At 55.6% G+C, this 22,620-nt stretch carries 24 protein-coding genes; 7 read left to right on the plus strand and 17 right to left on the minus strand.

The features are described from left to right. Positions 1 to 43: 43 nt before the first annotated feature. The 6 genes from ACR0J2_RS18785 to ACR0J2_RS18810 form a co-directional block, all read right to left on the minus strand. Positions 44 to 322, minus strand: a complete 279-nt coding sequence (locus ACR0J2_RS18785; RefSeq protein WP_281971844.1) for a hypothetical protein — start codon at positions 320 to 322, stop codon at positions 44 to 46. A 481-nt stretch (positions 323 to 803) separates the two neighbouring features. Next, the gene (locus tag ACR0J2_RS18790; RefSeq protein ID WP_480634875.1) at positions 804 to 1,436 is read right to left on the minus strand and encodes a tyrosine-type recombinase/integrase; all 633 of its coding nucleotides are present in this window, start codon (positions 1,434 to 1,436) and stop codon (positions 804 to 806) included. A 234-nt stretch (positions 1,437 to 1,670) separates the two neighbouring features. Beyond that, positions 1,671 to 2,765: an alpha/beta hydrolase gene (locus tag ACR0J2_RS18795; RefSeq protein ID WP_171676740.1), complete on the minus strand. Its 1,095-nt coding sequence runs from the start codon at positions 2,763 to 2,765 to the stop codon at positions 1,671 to 1,673. A gap of 60 nt (positions 2,766 to 2,825) precedes the next feature. Next, on the minus strand, positions 2,826 to 3,728 hold the full coding sequence (locus tag ACR0J2_RS18800) for a mechanosensitive ion channel family protein (RefSeq protein WP_480813476.1): 903 nt from the start codon (positions 3,726 to 3,728) through the stop codon (positions 2,826 to 2,828). Between the two features lie 115 nt (positions 3,729 to 3,843). Next, on the minus strand, positions 3,844 to 4,401 hold the full coding sequence (locus ACR0J2_RS18805; RefSeq protein ID WP_216601677.1) for a hypothetical protein: 558 nt from the start codon (positions 4,399 to 4,401) through the stop codon (positions 3,844 to 3,846). Between the two features lie 62 nt (positions 4,402 to 4,463). Then, positions 4,464 to 6,911: an arylsulfatase gene (locus ACR0J2_RS18810; RefSeq protein ID WP_480813477.1), complete on the minus strand. Its 2,448-nt coding sequence runs from the start codon at positions 6,909 to 6,911 to the stop codon at positions 4,464 to 4,466. A gap of 256 nt (positions 6,912 to 7,167) precedes the next feature. On the opposite strand from ACR0J2_RS18810, the gene ACR0J2_RS18815 reads away from it, so the two are divergent. After that, positions 7,168 to 8,187, plus strand: coding sequence for an AraC family transcriptional regulator (locus ACR0J2_RS18815; protein WP_171676734.1), 1,020 nt, complete (start codon positions 7,168 to 7,170; stop codon positions 8,185 to 8,187). A gap of 320 nt (positions 8,188 to 8,507) precedes the next feature. On the opposite strand, the gene ACR0J2_RS18820 is transcribed toward ACR0J2_RS18815, so the two are convergent. Further along, positions 8,508 to 9,140, minus strand: coding sequence for a tyrosine-type recombinase/integrase (locus ACR0J2_RS18820; RefSeq protein ID WP_171676732.1), 633 nt, complete (start codon positions 9,138 to 9,140; stop codon positions 8,508 to 8,510). A 356-nt stretch (positions 9,141 to 9,496) separates the two neighbouring features. Here ACR0J2_RS18820 and ACR0J2_RS18825 point away from each other — a divergent pair, with 356 nt between their 5' ends. From ACR0J2_RS18825 to ACR0J2_RS18845, 5 genes are read left to right on the plus strand one after another with little or no spacing between them, the layout of a single operon-like run. After that, positions 9,497 to 10,111 (plus strand): TetR/AcrR family transcriptional regulator, encoded by a 615-nt coding sequence (locus ACR0J2_RS18825; protein WP_171676730.1) that lies wholly within the window; start codon positions 9,497 to 9,499, stop codon positions 10,109 to 10,111. Next, positions 10,108 to 11,262 (plus strand): efflux RND transporter periplasmic adaptor subunit, encoded by a 1,155-nt coding sequence (locus tag ACR0J2_RS18830; protein WP_171676728.1) that lies wholly within the window; start codon positions 10,108 to 10,110, stop codon positions 11,260 to 11,262. The genes ACR0J2_RS18825 and ACR0J2_RS18830 overlap by 4 nt, the downstream gene beginning before the upstream one ends. Further along, positions 11,259 to 12,395 (plus strand): ABC transporter permease, encoded by a 1,137-nt coding sequence (locus tag ACR0J2_RS18835; RefSeq protein ID WP_171676726.1) that lies wholly within the window; start codon positions 11,259 to 11,261, stop codon positions 12,393 to 12,395. Before ACR0J2_RS18830 ends, ACR0J2_RS18835 begins: the two co-directional genes overlap by 4 nt. Positions 12,396 to 12,399: 4 nt before the next feature. Next, positions 12,400 to 13,113, plus strand: a complete 714-nt coding sequence (locus ACR0J2_RS18840) for an ABC transporter ATP-binding protein (RefSeq protein ID WP_171676724.1) — start codon at positions 12,400 to 12,402, stop codon at positions 13,111 to 13,113. Then, positions 13,110 to 13,517, plus strand: coding sequence for a hypothetical protein (locus ACR0J2_RS18845; RefSeq protein WP_171676722.1), 408 nt, complete (start codon positions 13,110 to 13,112; stop codon positions 13,515 to 13,517). The genes ACR0J2_RS18840 and ACR0J2_RS18845 overlap by 4 nt, the downstream gene beginning before the upstream one ends. 217 nt (positions 13,518 to 13,734) lie before the next feature. On the opposite strand, the gene ACR0J2_RS18850 is transcribed toward ACR0J2_RS18845, so the two are convergent. Genes ACR0J2_RS18850 through ACR0J2_RS18860 form a run of 3 tightly spaced genes read right to left on the minus strand, consistent with a single transcriptional unit; the run spans position 13,735 to position 15,147 of the window. Beyond that, complete coding sequence (locus ACR0J2_RS18850) at positions 13,735 to 14,316, minus strand: helix-turn-helix transcriptional regulator (protein WP_171676720.1); 582 nt, start codon at positions 14,314 to 14,316, stop codon at positions 13,735 to 13,737. Then, complete coding sequence (locus tag ACR0J2_RS18855; RefSeq protein WP_171676718.1) at positions 14,313 to 14,888, minus strand: cytochrome b/b6 domain-containing protein; 576 nt, start codon at positions 14,886 to 14,888, stop codon at positions 14,313 to 14,315. The genes ACR0J2_RS18850 and ACR0J2_RS18855 overlap by 4 nt, the downstream gene beginning before the upstream one ends. Positions 14,889 to 14,895: 7 nt before the next feature. Continuing rightward, positions 14,896 to 15,147, minus strand: coding sequence for a PepSY domain-containing protein (locus tag ACR0J2_RS18860; protein WP_171676716.1), 252 nt, complete (start codon positions 15,145 to 15,147; stop codon positions 14,896 to 14,898). Positions 15,148 to 15,558: 411 nt separating this feature from the next. Between ACR0J2_RS18860 and ACR0J2_RS18865 the strand changes: the two genes are divergently transcribed. Next, positions 15,559 to 16,053: a c-type cytochrome gene (locus tag ACR0J2_RS18865; RefSeq protein ID WP_171676714.1), complete on the plus strand. Its 495-nt coding sequence runs from the start codon at positions 15,559 to 15,561 to the stop codon at positions 16,051 to 16,053. Positions 16,054 to 16,352: 299 nt separating this feature from the next. Here ACR0J2_RS18865 and ACR0J2_RS18870 read toward each other — a convergent pair whose 3' ends face one another. From ACR0J2_RS18870 to ACR0J2_RS18900, 7 genes are all read right to left on the minus strand, one after another. Then, positions 16,353 to 18,245, minus strand: coding sequence for a type IV secretory system conjugative DNA transfer family protein (locus ACR0J2_RS18870; protein ID WP_152460673.1), 1,893 nt, complete (start codon positions 18,243 to 18,245; stop codon positions 16,353 to 16,355). Continuing rightward, positions 18,238 to 18,396, minus strand: a complete 159-nt coding sequence (locus tag ACR0J2_RS18875) for a DUF4177 domain-containing protein (RefSeq protein WP_152460674.1) — start codon at positions 18,394 to 18,396, stop codon at positions 18,238 to 18,240. Before ACR0J2_RS18875 ends, ACR0J2_RS18870 begins: the two co-directional genes overlap by 8 nt. Positions 18,397 to 18,408: 12 nt before the next feature. After that, on the minus strand, positions 18,409 to 19,422 hold the full coding sequence (locus tag ACR0J2_RS18880) for an ATPase, T2SS/T4P/T4SS family (protein ID WP_152460675.1): 1,014 nt from the start codon (positions 19,420 to 19,422) through the stop codon (positions 18,409 to 18,411). 205 nt (positions 19,423 to 19,627) lie between these two features. Next, positions 19,628 to 20,461: a TraB/TrbI/VirB10 family type IV secretion system protein gene (locus ACR0J2_RS18885; RefSeq protein WP_170575215.1), complete on the minus strand. Its 834-nt coding sequence runs from the start codon at positions 20,459 to 20,461 to the stop codon at positions 19,628 to 19,630. 11 nt (positions 20,462 to 20,472) lie between these two features. After that, positions 20,473 to 21,153 (minus strand): hypothetical protein, encoded by a 681-nt coding sequence (locus ACR0J2_RS18890; RefSeq protein ID WP_152460677.1) that lies wholly within the window; start codon positions 21,151 to 21,153, stop codon positions 20,473 to 20,475. Next, positions 21,153 to 21,968 carry a TrbG/VirB9 family P-type conjugative transfer protein gene (locus ACR0J2_RS18895; RefSeq protein WP_152460678.1) on the minus strand — a complete coding sequence of 272 codons (816 nt, stop codon included), beginning with the start codon at positions 21,966 to 21,968 and terminating at the stop codon, positions 21,153 to 21,155. The genes ACR0J2_RS18890 and ACR0J2_RS18895 overlap by 1 nt, the downstream gene beginning before the upstream one ends. Further along, positions 21,968 to 22,612 (minus strand): VirB8 family type IV secretion system protein, encoded by a 645-nt coding sequence (locus tag ACR0J2_RS18900; RefSeq protein ID WP_152460679.1) that lies wholly within the window; start codon positions 22,610 to 22,612, stop codon positions 21,968 to 21,970. The genes ACR0J2_RS18895 and ACR0J2_RS18900 overlap by 1 nt, the downstream gene beginning before the upstream one ends. Positions 22,613 to 22,620: the final 8 nt, after the last annotated feature.

The raw sequence follows: 22,620 nt of genomic DNA on the forward strand, positions 1-22,620 counted from the left end.
CAGCTAACAGTGCCGGCACACGCGCATTTGACCATTGTCTGGCCTATCTGCGGACGCCTCGGGCGGCTTCGGGATTTTCGGCCAGAAAACCGCGCAGAACCGCAAAGAGCTCTGTTGCATGCTGCAAGTCATCTCTGTGCAACGCGGCGCGAATATCGTCGCAAATCATCTCATGCACCTTCTGGGGCCCGTGATGCGTATGCATCAAGTATTCGCCCATAAGAGCAGCATCGTATTTTGTGATATGCTCATGTTCAGCTAGCGCTTCAATCTCGACCCGCGTCAGCGCAGACATGTCTTCAATATCTTCGATCGCAATCATGTATCACCCTCTTAAGCCATCTCATGCTACCGGTTTGGTGCTTTGATGCATTGATTTGGCTCAATCACGTAAAGGCGTTAGTTAGATGCCAATCATCATTGAGATATCGAACTTGATACTCGCATGCGGGAGCATTCCAGGGTCTCGTGAATACTAGCCACAGCTTCTGATGACTACTTCGTCCGCAACTCGGACGCTCGACAATCGCGTAGCGGATGACCGGTTTTGAATTGCGCCGATTTGGCAGGCTTGAATGTCCGCTTTCGGGAAATCGCGCAGCATTGCCACGACGTGTTCTGTGATGTGATGGACGCGCGGCCGCGAAGATCGCTGCATCAGCATCAGGCCGGTTTGTCCGCATTCTTCCAGTTCGTGCAGACCGCAGAATTCGGCGCTTTGGGCTCGGCCCGACCCACCGCTGCGACTCGCACGCAGGTCCGCTCAGGATTGGCGAACGGCGCGAGCCGTCCGCCAACGTGGTTCAAATGTCGATTTGCTCGGCAATGCTCAGCGCATCTTCAAGTTCGACGCCAAGGTATCTGACAGTGCTGTCTACCTTTGTGTGTCCGAGCAGGAGTTGAACTGCCCGGAGATTCCCGGTTTTGCGGTAGATTTCCGCTGCTTTGGTCCGGCGCAGCGAATGGGTGCCGTAGCCGCTGGGTTCCAACCCAATCGCAGAAACCCAATCCCGCACAAGTCGGCCATATTGGCGGGTTGAGATATGTGGGCGGTCATGAAACCGGCTGGGAAACATGAAACAGCAGCCGATCATTTCCGGCGACTTGATCCATGCGGCAATGGTATCCCGCGTGTTTTCAGAGAGTTCGAACTGAACGGGTCGCCGGGTTTTGCTCTGGATCACAGACACCCTCTCGCGAACGCGGTCATCTCTGACCAAATCGCTGACGGACAGTTTCACCAAATCGCTTCCGCGAAGCTTGCTATCAATTGCCACGTTGAACAGCGCAAGATCGCGCAGGTTGCCGGCCAGTTCGAGCCGCGCGCGGATCGCCCAGACCTGTTTCGGGAAAAGCGGCCGTTTCTGACCGATGATCCGGCCCTTGTTCCAGGCTCTTTGTTTCGGGGTGACAGCGGGAAGTTGGAATCTTGGCATAGTGCGTCCTCCAAACCTCCCTCCAAACCCAAACATCAGCACAGCGCTGACGCCTCAGTTTACTGTTGGTCTGAATGGCCGTTGTCAGCTTGCTGTTTCTTTGAGAAACGCCGCAGACGCATTGGGCAGCACCGAGCCCCAAAGTGGTCACTTTCAAGAGTTGGGTTTCGCGCTTGCAGCGAAGAAATCAAGCACGTGCAGAAACAACGCGATGAACGCGCACCGGCATATTGGTTACTGCGTTAAAACGATGCCCGTCTCAGCTTCAAGTTTTTCTGCGTCGACGGTAATTATGCGTCCCGTTGCGTCGTTGCTGATGACGCCGCCTCCAGACTGATGCAGTGACTTGAGGAATTTCAATATTTCCGGAGATGAACCGATCTTGAAATGCTTCAGCGGGTCACCGGACTTAATGTTGGTCAAGTCAAATACGGCAACCTTCAGACCACCAAGCTCAGACACGGATTTGATATCACCGACCCTATCTCCCTGACGCCGAAGTTTTGCTGAGAGGCTAAGCGCCAGATCATCATTTGTTGTCAGCAAGATGATGGGTATACCTTGCGCCAGGACAGGTTGTGCCTGCGTGCGAAAAACATCTATGTCGAGGTCCGCAGATATCAGGATAAGAGCCCGGATTTTCCGCAAAACCGATATTTGATTTTGCTGAGCCAATTCACGCATGGAGTCCATGGCCACGAAATTTCCCATGGAGTGGGCAACCACCAGATAGTTCGTCAGACGCGACTCTGACATGGCGGCGAGGGTCTCTTTGAATGATCCACGGGCAAACAATGCGCTTTCACGGTCATCAAGGTATTTCAACACGCGGCCGGCAGAAGGCCATGAATACACGATTTCGACCCCTTCGCGTCCGCTATCTTCTGCGAGGGCGGTTGCGCGTATGACAGCTTCGGCTGAATTGGTATTGAACCCATGGACGAAAACAAATCCTTGGCGGTTATCTACGGCGCGCTTGCCGGCCTCTTCATTTATGGCCCGCACAAATGCCTGTTTGCCTTTCAGCCGCACGGCAGAAGAGACCAGGAACTGCGTGTTCGGATCAACATCTTGTCCTTTAGGGTACCTCACTTCCCCGATTTCCCGCGCTGGCGGTATCGAGATGACAAGTTTGGAATAATTGGTCTGGTCGGAACGGGTTTCAGTAAAGAAATCTGGCGCGGGTGCAGGCGCCCGGGAGGCCGCGACCAGGATGGTCCTTTCGCGTGCCGGCGTTGCAGCATTTGGCAACAGAGCCAATGTTCCGCGTTCACCGCAGCCGCTGATCATTGCGGCGGCAACGACAACCAATACAGTCAAACTGCGCATGGCCATGTCCTTTTTTGAAGCGCTAACAACAATTGATTAGACGCGCCAGTACGTCAGCCGTCAGCCAGAGGCCGATACACGCGGTGCCTCGGTGTCGTCCGCGGTGGCAATAACATCGTCTGAACGATCCACTTTTACAGTACGTTCAGCAAACTCGATACCGTTGTTTGCAAAGCCTTGCTGCACCAGCCTGTAGACTTCGCGGCGGATGAGAAACTGTTCGCCAGGCAGGGTTGTAAATTTGACACGTACGGTCAGCCCGTAGAGATCGACGCCGTAGATACCTTGAAACTTAACAGGAGAGAGCATTTGCGGACCAAAATACTCGTCCTCTTCGATTTGCCTAGACAGTGCCTTGATGACTTTTTTGACTTTGAGGATGTCCGTGTCGTGGGGGACCTGAAACTCAAGCTTTGAGATGACCCAGTCCCGGCTGAGGTTCTTGACCGATTGAATGGTGCCGTAGGGGAGCGTTTGCAGCGCCCCCCGGTGGTGCCTGATCTGCATCGATCTCAGAGAAATCTTTTCGACGGTGCCGCGTGTCTCGCCGATCTCTACATATTCTCCCAGCCGAAAGGCATCGTCTATCACAAAGAAAATGCCCGCTAGAATATCCTTCAGGAGGCTCTGCGCCCCCATACCCAATACGATCCCGACGATGCCTGCCCCTGCCAACATCGGTGCAATTTTGACCCCAAGCTCTGCAAGGGCGACAAGGATCGCAATGATAACGGTAAAGGTGATCAGGATTGCCCGCACCAAGGGGATGACACTCAGACCGCGCGACGATGGCGCATGCTCAGGGTCGGTGGTTTCCTGCCGGGCATTGCTGGACAACAGGTAGTGGCGCAGCGCAGCGAGCATGGCGAGCGACAACAAGCTGCCGCTCAGCAGGAACAATAGAACGCGGGTTGTCGAGGTGATCTGCTTTGTTTCGCTGTGAAGCAGGATGCCGCCAAACACGACCTCTGCCACGACGAGGATGATCGAGCCAAGCCCAACCAGCCACCAGTACAAGGTGCTTGGTTTTGCCAATTCAGTATCCCCCTATCTTAACAACGCACCACGCGTGCTGTTGCTAGTACATAACCGCACGCCGGTAGGTGCGCCGCCGAACTCCTGCCGCAGAGACGGGCGTTCTGGGCATGCCCACAACATCTATGAAAAGGGATGTGTTCTCCCCAAGCACCGGCATCGTGCCCGTGAGAATGCGAGAAACCGTATAGTGGAGATCATCCCCGTCAAGAACGGGGTTCGTCAATTCCACCACGACTTGCAGGAGTTCATCATCCTCGAGGATCGACAGGTCGGCGTTTGGCGGCACAGCGAGAAAGCTATCGTCGCCTTCGCTCCAGAAAGGGACAAAGCGTTCGGTTTTCATGTTGCCCGCAATTCGGTCTGGACGATCCGAAAAGAACAGAGTCACCGGGCTGACCCCACTTAAAGTGAGGCGGTTCTCGGTGGCTGAATAGGCCATGCTCTTGGCTGTCTGGACAAAGAGAAAATCCGCCTCGCCGTCAGAGGATTCTTCTGCTGTTGCCGGCAGAGCAGCCGTGGCGGCCAGTAGTGCTGCCCCTCCAGTGCAAAGCTGACGCCGGGTTGTGATGGTTTTGTGTGCTGTTGGGTGATCCTGCATGTCATCCTCCACTGAATTCAAAAATGACAGGGCCCCGTCGGAAACGGGGCCCTGATCAGGAATTAGTCGCTTGCGCGCTGCATGGCATCTTCAAGCCGCTTCTTGTCGGCGTCCGAAAGTTCCGGCCTGTCGATTTTCAACGTCAGCTTGTCCAGCTTGGCCGTCAGCTTGAAGGGCGGTTTGTAGTCGTCGTCGTAGACACCTGTTAGCGTATCCTGCCCGATGTCGAACGACTCATCCCATTGCAGAATGACTGGGATCGTGTTCTTCATCTTCTTGGTCGCAACAACCTTGCCATCCACGCTCAGGGTGCCTGTGCCGCTCTGTCCGATGCCACTGGCGTCGCCATAGGCCAGCGTTCCGTCACCCAATCCGTCATATTTGAAATCGAACTCGACGGTATGTTTTCCTGGTGTCAAAGCGTCGTCACCCTGCCACTGGATGCGCTCAAGATTGAGCATGTTCCAAGTGAAAGTCGGCTTGCCGTCTTTGAGGTAGAACCCGTAGCCCGCGAACCTGCCGCCAGACGTCACGATCATACCCTCCGCGCCGCCTTCAGGCACCTCGATCTCGGCCGTGAACGTATAGGACGAATTCAAGATACTGGGAGAGTCGCCCTGAGGCACACCGATCATGGGTTGCGTATAGACAAACTCGTTGCGGCCTGCCGTGATGCTTGGACGTGGCTTGGCAAGACGCGTTGTTACGGATGCATCCAGCGGGAAGACCTGATACTTTCTGGCTTCTTCAATGAAGATCGCTTTCAGTTCTGTGACCTTCTCAGGATGATCTTTGGCCACGTTCTTTTGCTGGTTTGTATCCGTTCTGAGATCATAAAGCTCGAACTCCTGATTGTTCAGCGGGTCGGGGTTCGGTGTCTTGGGGGTTTCCCATGGCATCCGGTTGACCTTGGTGCTCAGGAACCAGCCCTCGTGATAAATTGCCCATTGGCCCATCATCTCGAAATACTGTGTCCGGTGACGGCTGGGGGCATCTGCGTTCGCCTTGTCGAAGGTATAGGCAAAGCTGGTGCCTTCGATCGGGGACTGAACGATGCCATCCACCTCTTCGGGTTCGGTAATACCTGCAACCTCAAGGATGGTCGGCACCACGTCGATCACATGCATGAACTGGTCGCGCATGCCGCCCTTGTCGGTGATCCCGTTGGGCCATGTCACGACCATGTTCTGGCGGACCCCGCCAAGCCGGTTGGCATTCTGCTTGAAGTAATCAAACGGCGTGTCAAAGGCCCATGACCACCCCGCAGACATGTGGTTGTAGGTCTCTTCGGTACCCCACTCATTATACCATTGCAGTTGGGTTTTGGCAGGCATCGCGGAGATACCGTTGAACCAGGCAACCTCATTCGGCGTGCCCATTGGACCGCCTTCGGCGGATGTTCCGTTGTCACCGTTGATGTACATTACCAGCGTATCGTCCAACCGCCCCAGATCACCAATCGCGTCAATAACGCGGCCGATTTCGTGGTCGGTATAGGCGGCATAAGCAGCAAAGACCTCGACCTGTCTGACAAAAAGCTTCTTTTCATCGTCAGTCAGTTGATCCCACGGTTTGATTTTGTCCGCAGGCCATGGCGTGAGGGTTGCGTCCTGTGGCACAAGGCCCAGCTTCTTCTGGTTCTCAAAGATCGTCTGACGCAGCGCCTCATAGCCGTCGTCAAAGAGGTTCATCGCCTCGATCTTTTCGACCCACTCCTTTGTTGGGTGATGCGGTGCGTGGGTCGCACCAGGAGCGTATTTTACAAAGAAAGGTTTCTCAGGGTCGATCTGATGCAGCCGCGTAATATGCTGGATCGCATCTTCGGCCATACCCGTGATCATGTTCCACTCCGGATTGCCGTCATAGGGGTAAATCTGGGTCGTGTTGCGGAACAGGTTTGGTTGCCATTGGTTCGCGTCGCCTCCGACAAACCCGTAGAAGTATTCAAAGCCCAGGCCCGTCGGCCATTTATCGAAAGGGCCCGACTGACTGGCGGCAAAGGCGGGTGTGTTATGGTTCTTGCCGAACCACGATGTTGCGTATCCGTTCTCCGACAGAATTTTGCCGATCGTCGCTTTGTTTTCGGGGATGATGCTGTTGTAGCCCGGATAGCCAGTAGACTGTTCCGAAATCACGCCAAAACCTACCGAATGGTGGTTGCGGCCCGTGATCAGAGCCGCGCGCGTAGGCGAGCAAAGCGCAGTAGAGTGGATGTTGGTAAAACTCAGACCTTCGGCGGCTAGTTCATCCATTGTATCTGTGGGGATGACACCGCCAAATGTACTCGGAATGCCAAACCCTGCGTCATCAAGAATGATCAACAGGACGTTTGGTGCGTTCTCCGGCGGCACCACTTTGGGCGGCCAGTATTCGGTAGATTGGAGCGCCTGTGGCTCGATCTTGCCACCGAAATCCGCAGGTGGCGGCGGCAATTGCCTGCCATCAATTGTTGTCGTGGCACCTGGTGACCCAGGCGGCGCTTCGGTCTGTGCATGGGCACTCAGGCTCACGCAAGACATAGAAACTATCGCTGCAGCAAGTGCTAGATTTCGATGTGTCATAGCTCTGTTTCTTCCCTAAAAGTTGCTTTGCACCCTGAGTATGGGAAAAGCCTTGGAGCAGGTCTCGTCCCCATTGGATTTTGCCGATCTTGGGTGGTTAACGAGCATCTGGAGGCTGAGTGATCTTTTATTGATTTGGATCAAAGTGCTGGTCTAGATTTGACTTCAGCGGCCAAAACCCAACGACAAGCTGGAGTTTCATATAATGCCATCATCCATTCCGCTCATTCGCGCCGCATCCATGCACCCTATGCGGCGATGGGCGCATGGCAATCATCTTGACGTTGACGGGTTGCTGGCAAATGCGGGGCTGGAGTGGGTTCCAGATAATGACCCTTACCTGCCAATTCCGCTGCGCGGCGTCGTTCAGTTGTTGGTGGAGCTTTCGAGGCAGCAAGGTGCCGACACACCGCGGCAGATCGTCGACGGGCGCGGCGGTTTCGAGATCGGGTTGATTGGCGCAGCGGCCTTTGTCGGGCCGACGGTACGGGATGGGTTTCGCCGCGTATCGCGTAAGATGCAAATCCATTCCACACATGAAATTTTCATGGTTGTTGACGGGCCGAATTCAATTCAAATCACAGATGGCTGGATTTTGGAGGTGGGCGAGCAGGAAGTTCTGCACTACGTCCAGCAATATGTGGCGGCGCTGATTGACATGATTTGCTCTGTTGCGACTAAAAATAAACCCGCTGTTTCTCGCGTCGAACTTGTACCCCACCCAGACGAAGGCTTGTCCCATTTGAAACCTTGGCTCGGGGATCGAGTGGTGCCCGCGAAAAATCGCACGCTGAATGTAATAATTGACCAGGACGTGGCCAATATCGAGTTCCCGGAGGAAGTACGCAGCCTCGCTGTCAAAAAAGACGACACAAACTTGCCTGTATTGCGCGAGAGCCAGACGCTGGCCGATCAGGCTGGCGCGCTTGTCGAAAGCATGCTTGGGAAGACACCACCAAGCTTGGACAGCTTGGCTGCTGCAGCAGGGACCAGCACACGCAGCTTCAGGCGGCTACTTTCTGAAGAAAACACCAATCTTGATCAGATTGTAGATAAGGTTCGCGCTGAGATTTCTATTGGTCGCCTACTTGACGAACCAAGCGTATCGCTGAAGCAGTTATCGCGTGAGCTTGGTTATGCAAATCAGGAAACTCTTTCCCGCGCAGTCAAACGATGGACAGGTCAAACACCGAGCGGTTATAGACGGCAACACTCCTCGCCGTGACGGTGTTCGTAGTCCATAAGCATCTATCAGTCGCGCCGAAGAGCACGATGGTGCGTAGATTTTCTTGCACTTGCCAAAGTCGGTTCCGTCCCGCAACCTGTGAACCTGCTGCTTTAAAATTGGCGGACTGAGGACGAATGGCCGGAAACGACGCTGCACCGCATCGGGGAAAATTACGCTTGCGCAGAAAACTTGGTGCTGCGAGCGCACACAGCGAGAATATCCAAATCACAGGATGGGCTCGAACCTAACCACTGCTGCGGTGCGACCGTAGGTCGGGTCTGGATTGGCGAACGGCAAGTGCCGCCCGCCAACATGGTTCAAATGTCGATTTGCTCGGCGATGCTCAACGCATCTTCAAGTTCTACACCAAGATATCTGACAGTGCTGTCAACCTTTGTGTGTCCGAGCAGCAGTTGAACAGCCCTGAGATTTCCGGTCTTGCGATAAATCTCCGCCGCCTTGGTCTGGCGCAGCGAATGGGTGCCGTAACCGCTGGGTTCCAACCCAATCGCAGCCACCCAATCCCGTACGAGCCGGCCATATTGGCGGGTTGAGATATGTGGGCGGTCATGAAACCGGCTGGGAAACATGAAACGGCAGCCGATCATTTCCGGCGACTTGATCCATGCGGCAATGGTATCCCGAGTGTTTTCAGAGAGTTCAAACTGAACGGGTCGCTTGGTTTTGCTCTGGATCACAGACACCCTCTCGCGAACGCGGTCATCTCTGACCAAATCGCTGACGGACAGTTTCACCAAGTCGCATCCGCGAAGCTTGCTATCAATCGCCACATTGAACAGCGTGAGATCACGCAAATTCCGGGCCAATTCGAGCCGCGCGCGGATTGCCCACACTTGTTTCGGCAACAGCGGCCTTTTCTGGCCGACGATCCGGCCCTTGTTCCAGGCTCTTCGTTTCGGGGTGACGGCGGGAAGTTGGACTCTTGGCATATTGGGCCCTCCAATCCTCCCGCCAGGCCCAGACATCAGCACCGCGCTGACACCTGAATTGTACTGTCGGTTTGAATGGCCGTTGTCCGATTGCCTGTTCTTTGAGAAACACCGCAGGTGCATTGGGCCGTTGCGAGCCCAAACTACTTGATGCCGCATTTTTCATAAAGGTCGACTATGGGTGTTGCGCAGTCATAAGGCTCTCTCTTCTGTTCCCTGTCGATCTTCTCGCTCCCAAAGGATGCCATGCGCACCATTTTCGATCCCCTATGCCGCAATCAACTGCAGATGCGCTTGACGGTATGCAAACATCGCCCTATTTAGTTAGTGATTAATCGCTAACAATTTGGTGCGCAATGCCTACTCGTAAGCCTGCAGATGAACGCAAGACTGAGATCGTACAGGCAATGCTGCGTCTCGCGGACGAGTTGGGCCCGGATCGCCTGACCACGCAGTCGGTTGCTGATGCAGTAGGGTTGACGCAGCCCGCAATCTTCCGGCACTTCGCGACCAAGCAGGATTTATGGCTGGCGGTGGCTGCGGTGATTTCTGACCGCCTCAAGACTGCGTGGGCTGACGCGCTGAAGACATCCGACGATCCGACAGCCCGGGTCAAAGCGCTGATCTTGGCGCAATTGCACCAGATCGAGACAATGCCGGCCATCCCGTCCATCCTATTCTCGCGTGAGTTACAGGTAGAAAACGACGATCTGCGCCAATCCGTTCTTGCGCTGATGACCGAATTGGTCGCCTTGTTGGCCATTGAATTGACCAAGGGACAGAAAGCAGGCCTGTTCGACACAGACCTACTGCCAGAAGACGGGGCGCTATTGTTGGTCTCGCTGGTGCAGGGGCTGGCGATCCGCTGGACTTTGGGGAAGCGCAGTTTCGCATTGGAATCTGAAGGACGCCGATTGCTCGACGCTCAGATGCGGCTGTTCCGAATAGCAAGTACGGAGGTTTCGCTATGAACCGCCGTATCATTCTGGGTGTAACCCTTGCTGTCGTCCTTGCCGTCTTTGGCTGGTTTGTCTTAACAGAGCGCCCGATCAGGGTTTCCACTGCCGCCATTGAAAATAATGTCCCTGTGCGCGTTTATGGGCTGGGTACGGTCGAAGCACGGATCGTCTCGGATGTCGGATTTGAAGTTGGTGCCGCGTTGACCGAACTTTCGGTCGACAGTGGCGATGCGATCGAAGCGGGGCAGGTCATTGCCCGGCTTCATCCTTCGGAACAACAAGCAAAAGTTGCGCGCGCCGAAGCGGGGTTTGCTGCCGCAGAGGCCACCCTAGGCAAGGCCGAGGCAAACGTGATCCGCGCCCGCGCCATTCTGGCGCAGCGGCAATCGACAAATGCGCGCCAGCAGGAACTTGCCGGACGCAATGCAGTTTCGACCCAGACTGCAGAAGAGGCGCAGCGTGATGTCGATGTTGCAGCGGCCGATCTGGCCGTCGCAGAAAGTGATGTTGAAGTAGCCAAGTCCATGCACAAGGACGCTGAGGCAGCCCTACAATACGAACGCGTGCTGCTCGATCATCATGTGTTGCGGGCACCATTTGACGCGGTCGTCGTTGAGCGCCATGTCGAAGCAGGTACCGTTGTTATCGCTGGTGAACCTATCTTTACTCTTATGGATCCGAACACTGTCTGGGCATTGGCCTATATTGATGAGGAGCGTGCCGGGCCGCTGCGACTCGGACAGGTTGCCGAAGTGCGATTGCGGTCTCTGCCGCATCAGGTCTTCACGGGTAAGATCGCGCGGATCGGTATTGAAAGCGATCGGGTGAACGAAGAGCGCCGGGTCTGGATTGCGTGCAATCGGTGCCCGGAACAGGTTTTTCTCGGCGAACAGGCCGAAATTTGGATCACGGTGACAGAGTTGGAGGATGCGTTGTTGGTTCCAGAGATCGCCGTAACCGGGTTTGATGGGCATGAAGGTCGTATCTGGGTCGCACAGGAGGGACGTGCGCATCAGGTGTCCGCAGTCTTCGGTCACCGGACCGAGGATGCACGGGTCGAGCTGGTCAGTGGTATTGCCGACGGCGCGCAGCTCATTGTGGCACCCGTTAAAGGGTTGTCGGAGGGACGCATGGTTCGGGTTGCCGAGAGGGATGCGCCATGAACCTCGCATACCGCGATGTGCGTCAAAATCTATTCCGCTTCGTACTGACTTGCCTCGGCCTCAGCCTTCTGATGGCGGTCGTGCTGGCTATGATTGGTATTTACAATGGGCTGGTCGCGGACGCGCTGAACATCGTCAAAGCACCGCAGGCAGATCTTTGGATTGTTGAATCAGGTACACAGGGGCCCTTTGCAGAAGCCTCGAAAATTCCCGACGGTACCCGTGATGCCGTGGTCCGATTGCATGGTGTGGCCGAAGCGGGCAGCATCAGCTACCAGACCGTCGAGGCGCCCTTTCGCGGCGAAACGCTACGCCTTTACGTGATCGGATACGAGTCAGGTCATCCCGGTGGACCCGAAGCAATCTCGGCTGGACGCGGGATCAGCCAGTCCCATTTCGAGATCGTGGCAGATGCCAAATCCGGACTGTCCGTCGGCGATGTGATCCGACTGGGCCGCGATCCTTTCACTGTGGTCGGGTTGGTCGAGGATACGATGAATTCCGCCGGTGATCCGGCAGCGTTCATCACCCTGCGCGATGCGCAGGTGCTACAGACGCAACTGGCCCCGCCGGCGCAACGCGTTCAGGAGGCGCGAGGCGCGGGGTTGCTCGAAAGTCAGGACAGTGTAGCAGCTGTGATCGCACGGCTTGAGCCGAACGCTGACCCAGATGCAGTGGCGCAGTCGGTGCGGCAATGGAAACATCTTGGGGCCCTGACACAAGCCGATCAGGAGTCAATCTTGCTGATGTCTGTGGTGGACCGGGCAAAGCGGCAGATAGGTTTGTTTCTGGGCATCCTATTGTCTGTTTCAGCCGTTGTGATCGCTCTGATTATCTACACAATGACCATGGAAAAGCTGAAGCAGATCGCCACACTCAAACTGATCGGCGCGCCCGACCGCACGATCGTCGGGCTGATCGTGCAGCAATCCATTGCACTTGGTGCGGTTGGCTGGAGTTTTGGTCTGATCCTTATCCTGCTCGTCAAGGACTACTTCCCCCGTCGAGTGGTGTTGGAGCCGATCAACGCCGCCGCGCTAGCAGGGATCATCCTCTTTGTCTGCATTGTCGCCAGCGGCCTTGGCGTGCGTGCCGCACTCAAGGTCGATCCAGCCACGGCAATCGGAGGGTGACGTCATGCTCAATGATCCGCGCCGCGTGATTGTAGATGTTGCTAATGTCTCCAAACACTTTGGCGAGGGCGATGCTCGCGTCGACGCACTGAAGGATGTTGATCTGTCAGTCCGGGCGGGCGAAGTGGTGGCGCTACTCGGTCCGTCCGGATCGGGCAAAACGACGCTTCTGAATGCCATTGGCTGCATCATTGCTCCGAGTGCGGGCAAGGTTACGCTGGACGATGAGGTGGTTTACGACAACCAATGGCTGCGAGACGATCTGCGTAAGCTCCGGCTCGACAAGATCGGGTTTATCTTTCAGTTCCATAATCTTCTGCCATTTCTCGACGCCAAAGATAACGTTGCGCTGGTGCTGAAACTGGCTGGAAAATCGACGGCTGAGGCGCAAAGGCGCGCCATCGAACTGCTGGACTATTTGGAGGTCGGTCACCGCAAGGATGCGATGCCCGCGCTTCTGTCTGGAGGTGAGGCGCAACGTGTGGCCATCGCACGCGCCCTTGCCAACAACCCCCGTATCATTCTTGCTGATGAGCCAACTGCGGCGCTCGACAGCAAGCGGGCCGGGATCGTGATGGACCTGATGCGCAAACTGGCAGCCGAGCAAGACACCTGCATTATCGCGGTGACGCATGACGAAAAGATTTATGACCGGTTTGACAAGCTGTTCCACCTTCGCGACGGCCAGCTTGATGGAGAGGGAGCGGACGTGACATGAAAAACGCAAACTCTGGCAACCGCGCCCTGAACATAGCGGCAAGCGTGGCAATAGTGTTCGGCGCGTTGACCGTTTTCTCAGGCGGCAGGGCCTTGTTCGGAAGCGAGGTAGCGCGCGCCGCCGTTGGCGATGTGGTACCATTCGTGCTGTGGTTCAACTTTCTGGCGGGATTCGCCTATGTCGTCGCCGGTATAGGGCTGTTTCTGCGGCATCGGCCAGCGGTCTGGATTTCGATAAGCATTCTGGGTGCCACCGTTCTGGTTTTCCTGGCCTTCGGCGCTCACGTGCTGCAAGGCAACGCCTATGAGATGCGCACTGTTGGTGGGATGACCCTGCGCACGGGTGTCTGGTTAGCCATTTCTGTTGTGGCTTGGATGCATATCTTGCGGGCGCGTCGATCCTGATAGCACAGCCTGCGAAATAGCGATTCACCCGTAGGCAACACCAAAACCGCCTGAAGCTCTTCCTTGCGACATGCCACTGGGGAATTCACCGCTTAGGACAAGCAGGCATTGCGTGAAGGTCCAAAATGCCCGTCTGCCCGGAAAGTTGGGTTTAACCCAATTTGACCTGCGGACGGTTTTGAGACCGATGTCAGTATTTGCATCCAAGACCAATCCACTATTTTGCGTGGAGCTTGTCCCCCGGCGCATTTGCTTCAAGCGGCTGATGGCCTTTCGCCACCTCACCCGTGGAAAAGTCGCCTGACATCAATTCTTCCATGAACAGACTGACGAATTGGGCCCGACCATGCGTGTCGGATTTTGAATAGATACTGGTGGCCTGAGCACGAACGGTGCCAGGCGCAGTGTTTCTAACTTTTGCGATGGCCTCATTGTCGAGCCCTTTGAGGATCATCGTCGCGATGTCGCGCTCCGCCTGCGTCAGGTTCCAGTCCTCGAAGAATCCCTCCATCACCTCGGCCATCTGCCCGCGCGCAACCCTCAGACCGGCGTCCATGTCGTTCACCCGCGCCAATAGCCGTCGCAATTCCACCATCAGGAACACGACGCCACCGACAAGTGCGAGTGCTGCCAGCGTTTCGAGTCCGAGATGGAGGTCTTCTAGGTGCCCGCCGCCGCTCAGATCGGCAATCACGTCGCCGATGAAAAACAGCGCGCAAAGCGCTTGCAGGATGATGATACCCGCAAGCACTGTCGCGCGTCGTTCCTTTGTAATCGGCGTCATTGTGTGACGTTTCATTCCACCTCTGTTCCGTCCGGAATGCGTTTGTGCCCATTTATCATAGCGCGCACCAGATTTACACCGGAACGCCAGCTATCGAACGCCACACCGGCAACATGAAGCGCAACCGACAGCATGAGCCAGTTGAAGGCGAACTCATGTGCCTCTTCCACCCAATCAATGCCAAAGAACCGGATCGTCGTCATCATGTACCCGGTTACGCCGAGGGCTATCACTGTTAGCCAGAGGTTGTAGGCCATGAAGGCGCCCAGCGGGTTGTGCGACAGATGAACCGTGCGGTCGCCGTGCAGAATCGCCCGCATATGTCGGATCGCTCTTGCCGGGTTTGGCGGGAAAGCGGAAAAGCGCGCGTGCCGTGGACCGATGACGGCCCAGAGCAGACGAAGGGCGACAAGCCCCAGAGCAGCATTACCCACCCACTCGTGCAGCTTGCTTTCTTCTTCGGTTATTGCGCCGTTCAGCAGGATAGTCAGGGCAAGCGACCAGTGGATCAGCCTTACCAGTGGGTCCCATACCGCGATGTCACGGGCGCTGTCGCGCCCGCTTGCAGGATCTGTAACAATCGACATCGTCAGCTCACTTCGTCTCGAGCTTGATGATCTTGCCTGTTTCGGGGCTCACATAAACCTCGCCCATGGATTTATCCTTGACGAAATAGACCTCGATCTTGCCCTCTTCCATTTCGGCCTTGCGGACCTCGTAACCCATTTCGGTCAAGTTGGAGGTTACTTGTTCCATCGTGGTGCCGAGTACCGTGTCTGTGCTGAGGTCCTGTGCCAGAGCAGGGGTGGCCATCGCGATAAATGTGATAAGAGCCAATTTGCGCATTTTCTTTTCCTTTTCAGATATCTCAAGGGCGGCAACGATTGCTGTCGCTGGACTCTGACTTGAGCTTTGTGAAACGGTTGCGCCATTGGTGGTCGGCTTATGCATCTACGATTAAGCGCGTGCTTAGAGCAAGAGATCGCCGCTCAGGACGATCTTGCAGCCAAATCAAAGCGAGTCACGCCGAGTTTTCATCGGCTCAGACCACGGATAGTGACACCAATCCCTGAAGAATTCTGCGCTGCATTTACGTGCAACGCAGAACTGACACGCATAATCCAAACAGCGTCATCAACGACGAAGATGGCGGAAAGCTTGAAATCGAGTTTAGCGAAAGCCTGCTTAGAGGTTGATTACTTCGAATTCGTCTATACTGATCGCCGGTCTTCCGTCGTTAGGCATGGAGCTTTGAACATGAAACAGCTTGTGAAAATTGGCTTGGCAATCAGCGTTGCATTCTGGGCAGTTTCCCTGAACGCCCAGCAGTCTGATCCGCATCTGATTTACGAACAGAACTGCGCAGCCTGTCACGCCCCGCATGCCGGAGATTTTGTTTCCGAAAATTTGGTTGCAACTGAGAATGGCCTTGTCGGAAAAGCCTCTGGTCGCCTTGCCCTCGATTTTCTGGAGGCAGGTCATGGCAGGCTATCCGACAAGGAAATCGACGACCTGATTGACCAGTTCGAATTTATCCACGAATCTGGACGCCTGTTCCAAGAGAAGTGCATTATCTGCCACGACAATGCTGCCAAATTTGCGCGTCTCAAGTTAGTTTTGCGCGACGACATACTTACAGGTCGTTACACGGATCGAAATGTCGCAGAGTTTCTGTTGCATCACGGCAGACTCGACGCAACTGAGGCTCAAAAGATGGTAGAGATTCTTACGCACCAACTTCAGGTAAGGTAGTCGAGCATGGAATTCGCCTTCGGTGTAGGTCGGCTGACGACCTTAGGTCGGACCTTTGGCCCTATTCGCTAAAAGTTAGAACTGTCCGCAACTTGTAGATCCAGGTTCTCTTCCTCGCTGCGATATACATGAACGGCTGGATTTCACGCCGCGCAGCCGCGCCGAAAATGATGCGGTCGCGGCGATTTTCGTGCTGCGAGCGCGCGCAGCGAGATTTTGACACTTCCGCTCGGGGCTCTCTCCTGCCGTTCTCTGCATATTGAAGTAAGGTCCGGTTCGGCCGCGTCCTGTTACCCCCGTCAAGTGAAGGCGCTACTTTCAGCCCGTTTGGCTTTCATTTTCTCCATCGCCATATCTTTCGCTGACCGACTTTTCCGCTTTGCGACCGTGCGCTGCGCATCAAATGCCGCCTGAAGTTCCTGGTCTTTTTCAGAAACCTCTTTCACCGGGGCAGGGGCCGGTTTCGCATCAGCCACTGCCTTTGCCGTATCCTTGGCCTGCTCTTCAGCAAGATCCAGGTGTGTCCCTTTGATCTTTGGCGTGTCGCCACCAAGGAACTGCATGAAATAAGGATCTTCGAAATATCGAATCTTGTTCGCAATCACGGGCATCTTGCCTTCGCGGATCAGCACAACCTCGTTTTCCGGCAGACGACCAACGTGCTCTGGCCGGAGCAGCCGAATGCCTTCTTCACGCTCTGATATGCTGCCCATTTCCATCTTGCCGAGTGCTCGAGACTTCGACTTGCTTATGACCGTTTTGTCCCCGATGGACCTGGACACATGTTCGCGTACTTCGGAATCCTCTGAGGCGGCAAACATCTGGGTTCCAGCGTTTGCCAGCATCGCCCGCACACCCTCGTGCCCATAAATGTCCTGTAGGCGCGACAGTGTTTGCGAAATCACCACGAGCCTGCCCCCGAACGATCGCATGGTGTCATAGGCTTCAACAACGCGCTCAAGATGGCCGAGGCGTTGGAACTCATCGAGCAGCATCAAAACCTTGAACGGCTCATCTTCGCCCGGCTCAACAGTTTCGATGGTGTTCACCAGATCGAGGAAGAACAGGCGAATGAGCGTCCGGAACTCTTTGACCTTTTTCCCTGGCACGGAAAAGTAGATCGAGCTGGGGCGCCGACGCAGATCTTCAAAGTTGATGTCATTGCCCTGCGTGGCTCTTGCTACCGACGGGTTGCGCCAGAGCTGCAGGCCGGAGTTCAACATAACCGAAATCGTTGACCGCAGGATTTTGGATTCTTCGGCTGCAAGATTCAGAAACTCATCTGCAGCTCGCGCATATCCAACTTCTTCAGCCATTTTCTCATAGTCCTTTTGCTTGGTCGTTTTGACCAGGCGCAGGACTTCGGAAATGTATGGCCGCTTTCTTTTGATCGCCAGCATCGCCATTGCGCAGAACATGCCTTCAACACCACCCATAAAGCCCTGCGCGGACGAGCTGGGCGTGTCGAACATCTGAGTTGCAACCTGAATCACTTCTTCCCATCGCCGGTCCAGATTGTCGGCACGTGCTGCGCGGCGCAGAGGGTTGTAGCTGTGGCTTTTGTCGGGGTTCTCGGGGTCGAACATAAAAACCTCATCGCCCATTGCTGCCCGACGCGCGCCGGTTGTCTGGAAAATCTCGCCCTTGATGTCCAGGACGACGCAAGACCCATTGAAACGCAGGACATTCGGGATCACAAAGCCGCTGGTTTTGCCCGAACCAGACGGGGCAATGAACATCGCGTGCGGCTTTTGGACACCGGGGCCGGGCTTATAGTAGATCGCGTTTTTGTCCTTTGGCTCACCAAATTTGGCAAACACGATTTCACTATCCAATTTGTCTTTGAGCTTCAGAACCGACGCATAGCCTTCCTGGACGAGCTGAGGGGCCTTTGCAAAGGTCGCATCACCGTATTTCGTTGAGGGACCACGCAGCGCAGCCGCCACAAATGCAAAGGTCAAAACACCCACTGCGACCACCGCCACCAGACCCATGATCTGCTGCGTCTCTGCAGGCTGTGCCATGAACTTCTCTGGGATCGCCCAGATGTCCAGCCCGCGAAAGCCTCTGGTGTTGATGTATTCGAGAGCCAGCCCGACCACCAACACCGCGCAAGCCGAGGTAGCGATAAAGCCCATAGTACCGGCTATCGCGACCTTCTTGCCTTTGGGTAGATCCTGAAACTCAGCCATCGGTCAGCTCGCGTTTGAAGAAGCACACGATGCCAAACTCGGCAGGTACGACGCCGACCATTTCCCAACCGTCTTGCCCGAGCTTCGCAAACTTCTCGCCTGCATTTTCCTCTACCCGCATCAAGACATTACGATACTCAAATTTTTTCATTCTATTTCTCCTTCAGATAAGTTGATCAGCGGTCATCAGGGGTGGGAAGATCACTCCGTTGACCTTCCGTTCGTCACCGATTTTCTTCATGTGAACGATCATGTGAATGGTGGCCCGGATGTCATCGACCACTTCTGACTTTTGAACGGTCGGAGATCCGCGACGCACCATCTTGCTCATACGTCCAATGGCATCTACTGGTGAGTTGGCGTGCATGGTACAAACAGAACCATCGTGGCCGGTGTTCACCAGTTCCAGGAACATATTTGCGTCGTCGCCCCGAATTTCACCGCAGACGAGGCGGTCAGGCCGTAACCTCAGCGCCGATTCCAGCAGCTTTGTTGGTGATCGAGGGCCATCTTCTTCGGAACGGTCAGCAAGTAGATCGACAGAATTGGGTTGCTCGATGTCCAGCTCGGCCACTTCTTCAATCGTCACGATCCGTTCGCCAGGATCGACGCGCTTCAGCATTGCATTGAGAACAGTGGTTTTGCCAGACGAGGTGCCCCCGGCAATGATCACGTTCCATTTGCTTAGCATCGCAAGGTCGGCCAGCTCGTCAAAGTTCATTGTTCCGGCAGCGAGAGCAGCCCGAGCCTTTTCAAGCGCGCTGTGATCATTGTTTTCTGCCAACGCCGCCTCTTTGCTGGCGAAGCTGAACGCGCCCAGATCGACGGTTTTCACGCGGAGCAGGCGGATCGCCACGGACCCCACGCCGGTTGTTGCTGGCGGAATCACAACCTGCACCCGCGCTTTACCCTGCTGTGTCGGCACGTTGGCCGTCGCAATCGGCTTCTTTTCTCCGAATGTCACATCGCTGAATCCGGCCACGCAGCGCCCGATGTTTTCCACATCATCTCTGTTCAGAGTAATGTCTGTCCTGGTCATGTGTGTTGTGCCCATTTCTTCGACCCAGACCGATCCGTCAGGATTCACAGAAATTTCGCTCAGGCTTTCATCGTGCAACAGATGCTCGATCTTGCCTGTATAGTATTCCAGAAGGCTATTGCCGTTCCGCCCGCTCATGTTCTTGTCCTTGGTAGAGCACTTTTTTGAACACTGGAGGTTGCCTTCGCTGCATCTCGGCTTTGCCTCGAACACGAAGGCATCCACATAAGATTCATTGCTTCCAAAAAGTGCTGAATTTGCTTCAAAAAAGGCCGCTACCGCACTCGATCATGCTGGCAGCGGCCGGAAAGACTGCTGAGGCGGTCGGCTCATTGGCTCGCGCTCAGAAGCTATCGAACACAACGTCGCGCTGCAGGATGGCGTTGATGCGACTGCCCTGATCGACAAAGACTGTCGGAGTAATGCGCAGGTATTCATCAAGCGCCGCTGCCGTAGCGTTCTGCAGGTTAGACCCCACTTGCGTTGCCAGATCAGTGCGAACCGAGTTGTTGCTATCGTTGTCAGAGACCAGTGCCACCGGCGCAATGCCGATGATGGACAACAGCGCTGCAGTTCCGAACCGTTTCCCAAAGTGTGTGTTCACCCTGCCGGTCGCACCAGTCCGGCCTTGACCGTCCGTACCAGCCGATCCGACCTGAGTTGACAGGCCGTCAGGCGTGATGACACGGCTCCAAACGATCATGATGCGCGTTTGCGCCAATGTCGTGTCCGCTCGATACTCGCCAAAGAGCTTCGATCCGCGCGGCAGAAGCAAACGCGTGCCGTCCATCGAGTAGACGCCACGTGTAATCGTCGCCACGACACTGCCGGGCAACTCCGAGCTGACCGCGCCACCGAACACAGCCGACAAAACCGTGCCTTGCGTCAGGGTGCGCGACGGATCGTCAATGATCGAGGCCCCGACGATGGGGGGATATTCTTCGACCAGATTGTTTTGCCATGTCGTGTTTTGGTTTTCCTGATAGCCGCGTTGATCTTCAGGCAGGCGGGTGTCGTCTGGCTGGACTTGAACCGGCTGCGGCGCTGCAGGGAAGGGTTGGAAAATGACCGGCTGCGATCCACCATTGATCGGCTGGTAGTTTTGACCGGGTGCGTCCTGTGCCATCGCGCTTGAGGCCAACGTGACCAGGGCGAGGGTGAGTGCTGTTCTGTTCATCGTCAGCTCCATCAGTTTCTGCCGTATGGGTTTTCATCGAACACAATGCCGTCCGACTGGTTCTGCCGCTGGCGCATCTTCTTCAGTTCTTCGAGTCTGCGCCGCTCGTCATCGGTCAGACCTTGCGCCTGAAGGTGGCTTACGCTGGCAAGTGCCCGGGCCTCCGCATCTGCGATGGCCTGGGCAAGTTCCGTCTGGAACTTCTTCTCTCGCTCATCATATCTGACCTGAAGGCGTTCATTGGTCAGGTTCAGCGTTGCGATTTCACCGTCTTTTTCGGACAGCGAAACTTTGGCGTCCGTCAGCTCGTCTTGCAGATCGGAAATCCGACCGTTCTGTTGCTCGATAGTTTTCAAGGCTTGTTTCAGCCCTTCGGAATCGACCTGCGGCACTGTTGCCGGTGTTGCCACCTCAATTTCCTCGGGCAAAGCCTCTGGTTCCGGCTCATCGGCCTCTGGTCCCCGTGCGGTCAAAAGCCCGTATCGCTCGCCACCACCTTGTTGCAAAGCGTCAACGCGGACACCCGTGTTCGTGCTTTTGTTTTCATGGCCCATGACAAACCATACAAAGCCCAGGAACACCGCTCCTGCGATCGCAACGGTTATCAGCTTCTTTGGGTCGAACTTCTTCCGGACACGTTGCGACGGCTGTTCAGCCGCCGCCCGTGCCGCAATTGTCTGATTGCGATCCATTACTTGCTGCCCCCCGGTTTAACTGTCTGTGAAGTAACGGGCCTGCCCGTTGCACTCGCCTGCTGAAACGCGTCGCCATCGTTTCGTACACAGATCGAAGTGTCTTCGATGCGCAGTGTCCAAAGGTCGGAAAGGCCCTGCACCTGGATAATGCCGCGCTCTTTGACTGTGGTGTTCACCATCAGCTCGCGGCCATCAGGCAGGACACGGAAAATCCCCGGCAACTCCGCATCCTGCGGGATTTGCATATAGGTGTGAACGCCATCATCCCACACGGCGGTGGGCGCAAAGTCCGCTTTGCCCGAGCGCGAATAGTTCTGGTTCACAAACCGGCCAGTTGGCTTCGGCTCGCTCCGAGCGACTGTGCCGCGACGCGTTGTGGTCCCGCCGCTGTTGTTTTTGTTGTAGAACGTGACCCGAAATGGAACACGTTTGCGTTCGGCGGCGCTCTCGGCCGGAACCAGATAGAAGTTGTATGTCCCGCGATTGGTCAGGACGGTCAGGTTTGAATCCGAGTTCAGGATTTCTGGCTTGAACGCAATAACGCGACCTTCCTGCAGGCGGGTGATCTGAAAACTCTCAGTGTCGCCCGCGCCAATGCTGCGGACGGTCTCGCCCTGCGGAAAGTGAACATAGGTAATCAGGCGTTCACCTACAGTGATGCGGTACACCTGGTTCTCGACGTAATGGAAATGCGTGATGCGATGATCCGCATTCTTTCCGTCTGGCGTCGGTGTGATTTCAGCGAGCAGAGGCGTAGAGAATGCCAAAACTGCTGCGGCGGTGGCGGTGAGTGTTTTGAAAGAACGCTGCATCAGACCTTCCCTATGGCGTCTACGCGGTAGTTGGTGACGACGAAGCCGAACGGATTTTCCAGAAGCTCATCCATCGACGTCACGATTTTTTCCTCAAACCCGTAGGTCACAGTGACCACGTAGCGGGCTGAGGCCGTTGCTTGGTTTGGCACGATCAGGGACTTGCGGATCTCGACCTGCACCGTCTCATCGTTGACCGGCGAGACGCCCAGAATTTCGGTCTGCACCTTTGTCTTGGGCGTATAGATTTCGTCAGGATGGTTGTCGTTCGAACCGTCCCACAGTTCGCGGTAGGACGTTTCGGCCAGCTCATCAGAACGACGCAGCACCGATTTCAGGCGCTCGTTGTTGTCCTGGACATCATAGGTTTCCCGGTCGCGCACATAATTTGCGACTTCACGGAAGGCCATCGCCTCAGAAGGTTCCAGTTCTTCGACTTTTTCAGTCAGCAGGACCGGCAGTTTCGTGTCCGGATCAATGGAGAATGGCACCGCGCGGATTTCCTTCAGGGGAAGGAGCATCGCCCAGCCAATCATAGAGGCCACGCCCATTGCCATGCCGACCATGCCGAATACCTGCCATTTGAAGGCATCGCGGCGTGCGCCCAGAAAGAGTTCTTTTTCGTGATCTGTCACGTGTGACATTTGCTCTG

The organism is Ruegeria sp. CG4, assembly GCF_056537185.1.

What these genes read in the sequence shown, in the direction of transcription:
- ACR0J2_RS18840 (WP_171676724.1), top strand. Translation starts at nt 12,400, where the DNA reads ATGCTCAATGATCCGCGCCGCGTGATTGTAGATGTTGCTAATGTCTCC.
- ACR0J2_RS18795 (WP_171676740.1), bottom strand. Translation starts at nt 2,765, where the DNA reads ATGCGCAGTTTGACTGTATTGGTTGTCGTTGCCGCCGCAATGATCAGC.
- ACR0J2_RS18790 (WP_480634875.1), bottom strand. Translation starts at nt 1,436, where the DNA reads ATGCCAAGATTCCAACTTCCCGCTGTCACCCCGAAACAAAGAGCCTGG.
- ACR0J2_RS18855 (WP_171676718.1), bottom strand. Translation starts at nt 14,888, where the DNA reads ATGTCGATTGTTACAGATCCTGCAAGCGGGCGCGACAGCGCCCGTGAC.
- ACR0J2_RS18880 (WP_152460675.1), bottom strand. Translation starts at nt 19,422, where the DNA reads ATGAGCGGGCGGAACGGCAATAGCCTTCTGGAATACTATACAGGCAAG.
- ACR0J2_RS18890 (WP_152460677.1), bottom strand. Translation starts at nt 21,153, where the DNA reads ATGGATCGCAATCAGACAATTGCGGCACGGGCGGCGGCTGAACAGCCG.
- ACR0J2_RS18865 (WP_171676714.1), top strand. Translation starts at nt 15,559, where the DNA reads ATGAAACAGCTTGTGAAAATTGGCTTGGCAATCAGCGTTGCATTCTGG.
- ACR0J2_RS18820 (WP_171676732.1), bottom strand. Translation starts at nt 9,140, where the DNA reads ATGCCAAGAGTCCAACTTCCCGCCGTCACCCCGAAACGAAGAGCCTGG.
- ACR0J2_RS18870 (WP_152460673.1), bottom strand. Translation starts at nt 18,245, where the DNA reads ATGGCTGAGTTTCAGGATCTACCCAAAGGCAAGAAGGTCGCGATAGCC.
- ACR0J2_RS18860 (WP_171676716.1), bottom strand. Translation starts at nt 15,147, where the DNA reads ATGCGCAAATTGGCTCTTATCACATTTATCGCGATGGCCACCCCTGCT.
- ACR0J2_RS18815 (WP_171676734.1), top strand. Translation starts at nt 7,168, where the DNA reads ATGCCATCATCCATTCCGCTCATTCGCGCCGCATCCATGCACCCTATG.
- ACR0J2_RS18785 (WP_281971844.1), bottom strand. Translation starts at nt 322, where the DNA reads ATGATTGCGATCGAAGATATTGAAGACATGTCTGCGCTGACGCGGGTC.
- ACR0J2_RS18845 (WP_171676722.1), top strand. Translation starts at nt 13,110, where the DNA reads ATGAAAAACGCAAACTCTGGCAACCGCGCCCTGAACATAGCGGCAAGC.
- ACR0J2_RS18835 (WP_171676726.1), top strand. Translation starts at nt 11,259, where the DNA reads ATGAACCTCGCATACCGCGATGTGCGTCAAAATCTATTCCGCTTCGTA.
- ACR0J2_RS18900 (WP_152460679.1), bottom strand. Translation starts at nt 22,612, where the DNA reads ATGTCACACGTGACAGATCACGAAAAAGAACTCTTTCTGGGCGCACGC.
- ACR0J2_RS18875 (WP_152460674.1), bottom strand. Translation starts at nt 18,396, where the DNA reads ATGAAAAAATTTGAGTATCGTAATGTCTTGATGCGGGTAGAGGAAAAT.
- ACR0J2_RS18895 (WP_152460678.1), bottom strand. Translation starts at nt 21,968, where the DNA reads ATGCAGCGTTCTTTCAAAACACTCACCGCCACCGCCGCAGCAGTTTTG.
- ACR0J2_RS18830 (WP_171676728.1), top strand. Translation starts at nt 10,108, where the DNA reads ATGAACCGCCGTATCATTCTGGGTGTAACCCTTGCTGTCGTCCTTGCC.
- ACR0J2_RS18805 (WP_216601677.1), bottom strand. Translation starts at nt 4,401, where the DNA reads ATGCAGGATCACCCAACAGCACACAAAACCATCACAACCCGGCGTCAG.
- ACR0J2_RS18850 (WP_171676720.1), bottom strand. Translation starts at nt 14,316, where the DNA reads ATGAAACGTCACACAATGACGCCGATTACAAAGGAACGACGCGCGACA.
- ACR0J2_RS18885 (WP_170575215.1), bottom strand. Translation starts at nt 20,461, where the DNA reads ATGAACAGAACAGCACTCACCCTCGCCCTGGTCACGTTGGCCTCAAGC.
- ACR0J2_RS18825 (WP_171676730.1), top strand. Translation starts at nt 9,497, where the DNA reads ATGCCTACTCGTAAGCCTGCAGATGAACGCAAGACTGAGATCGTACAG.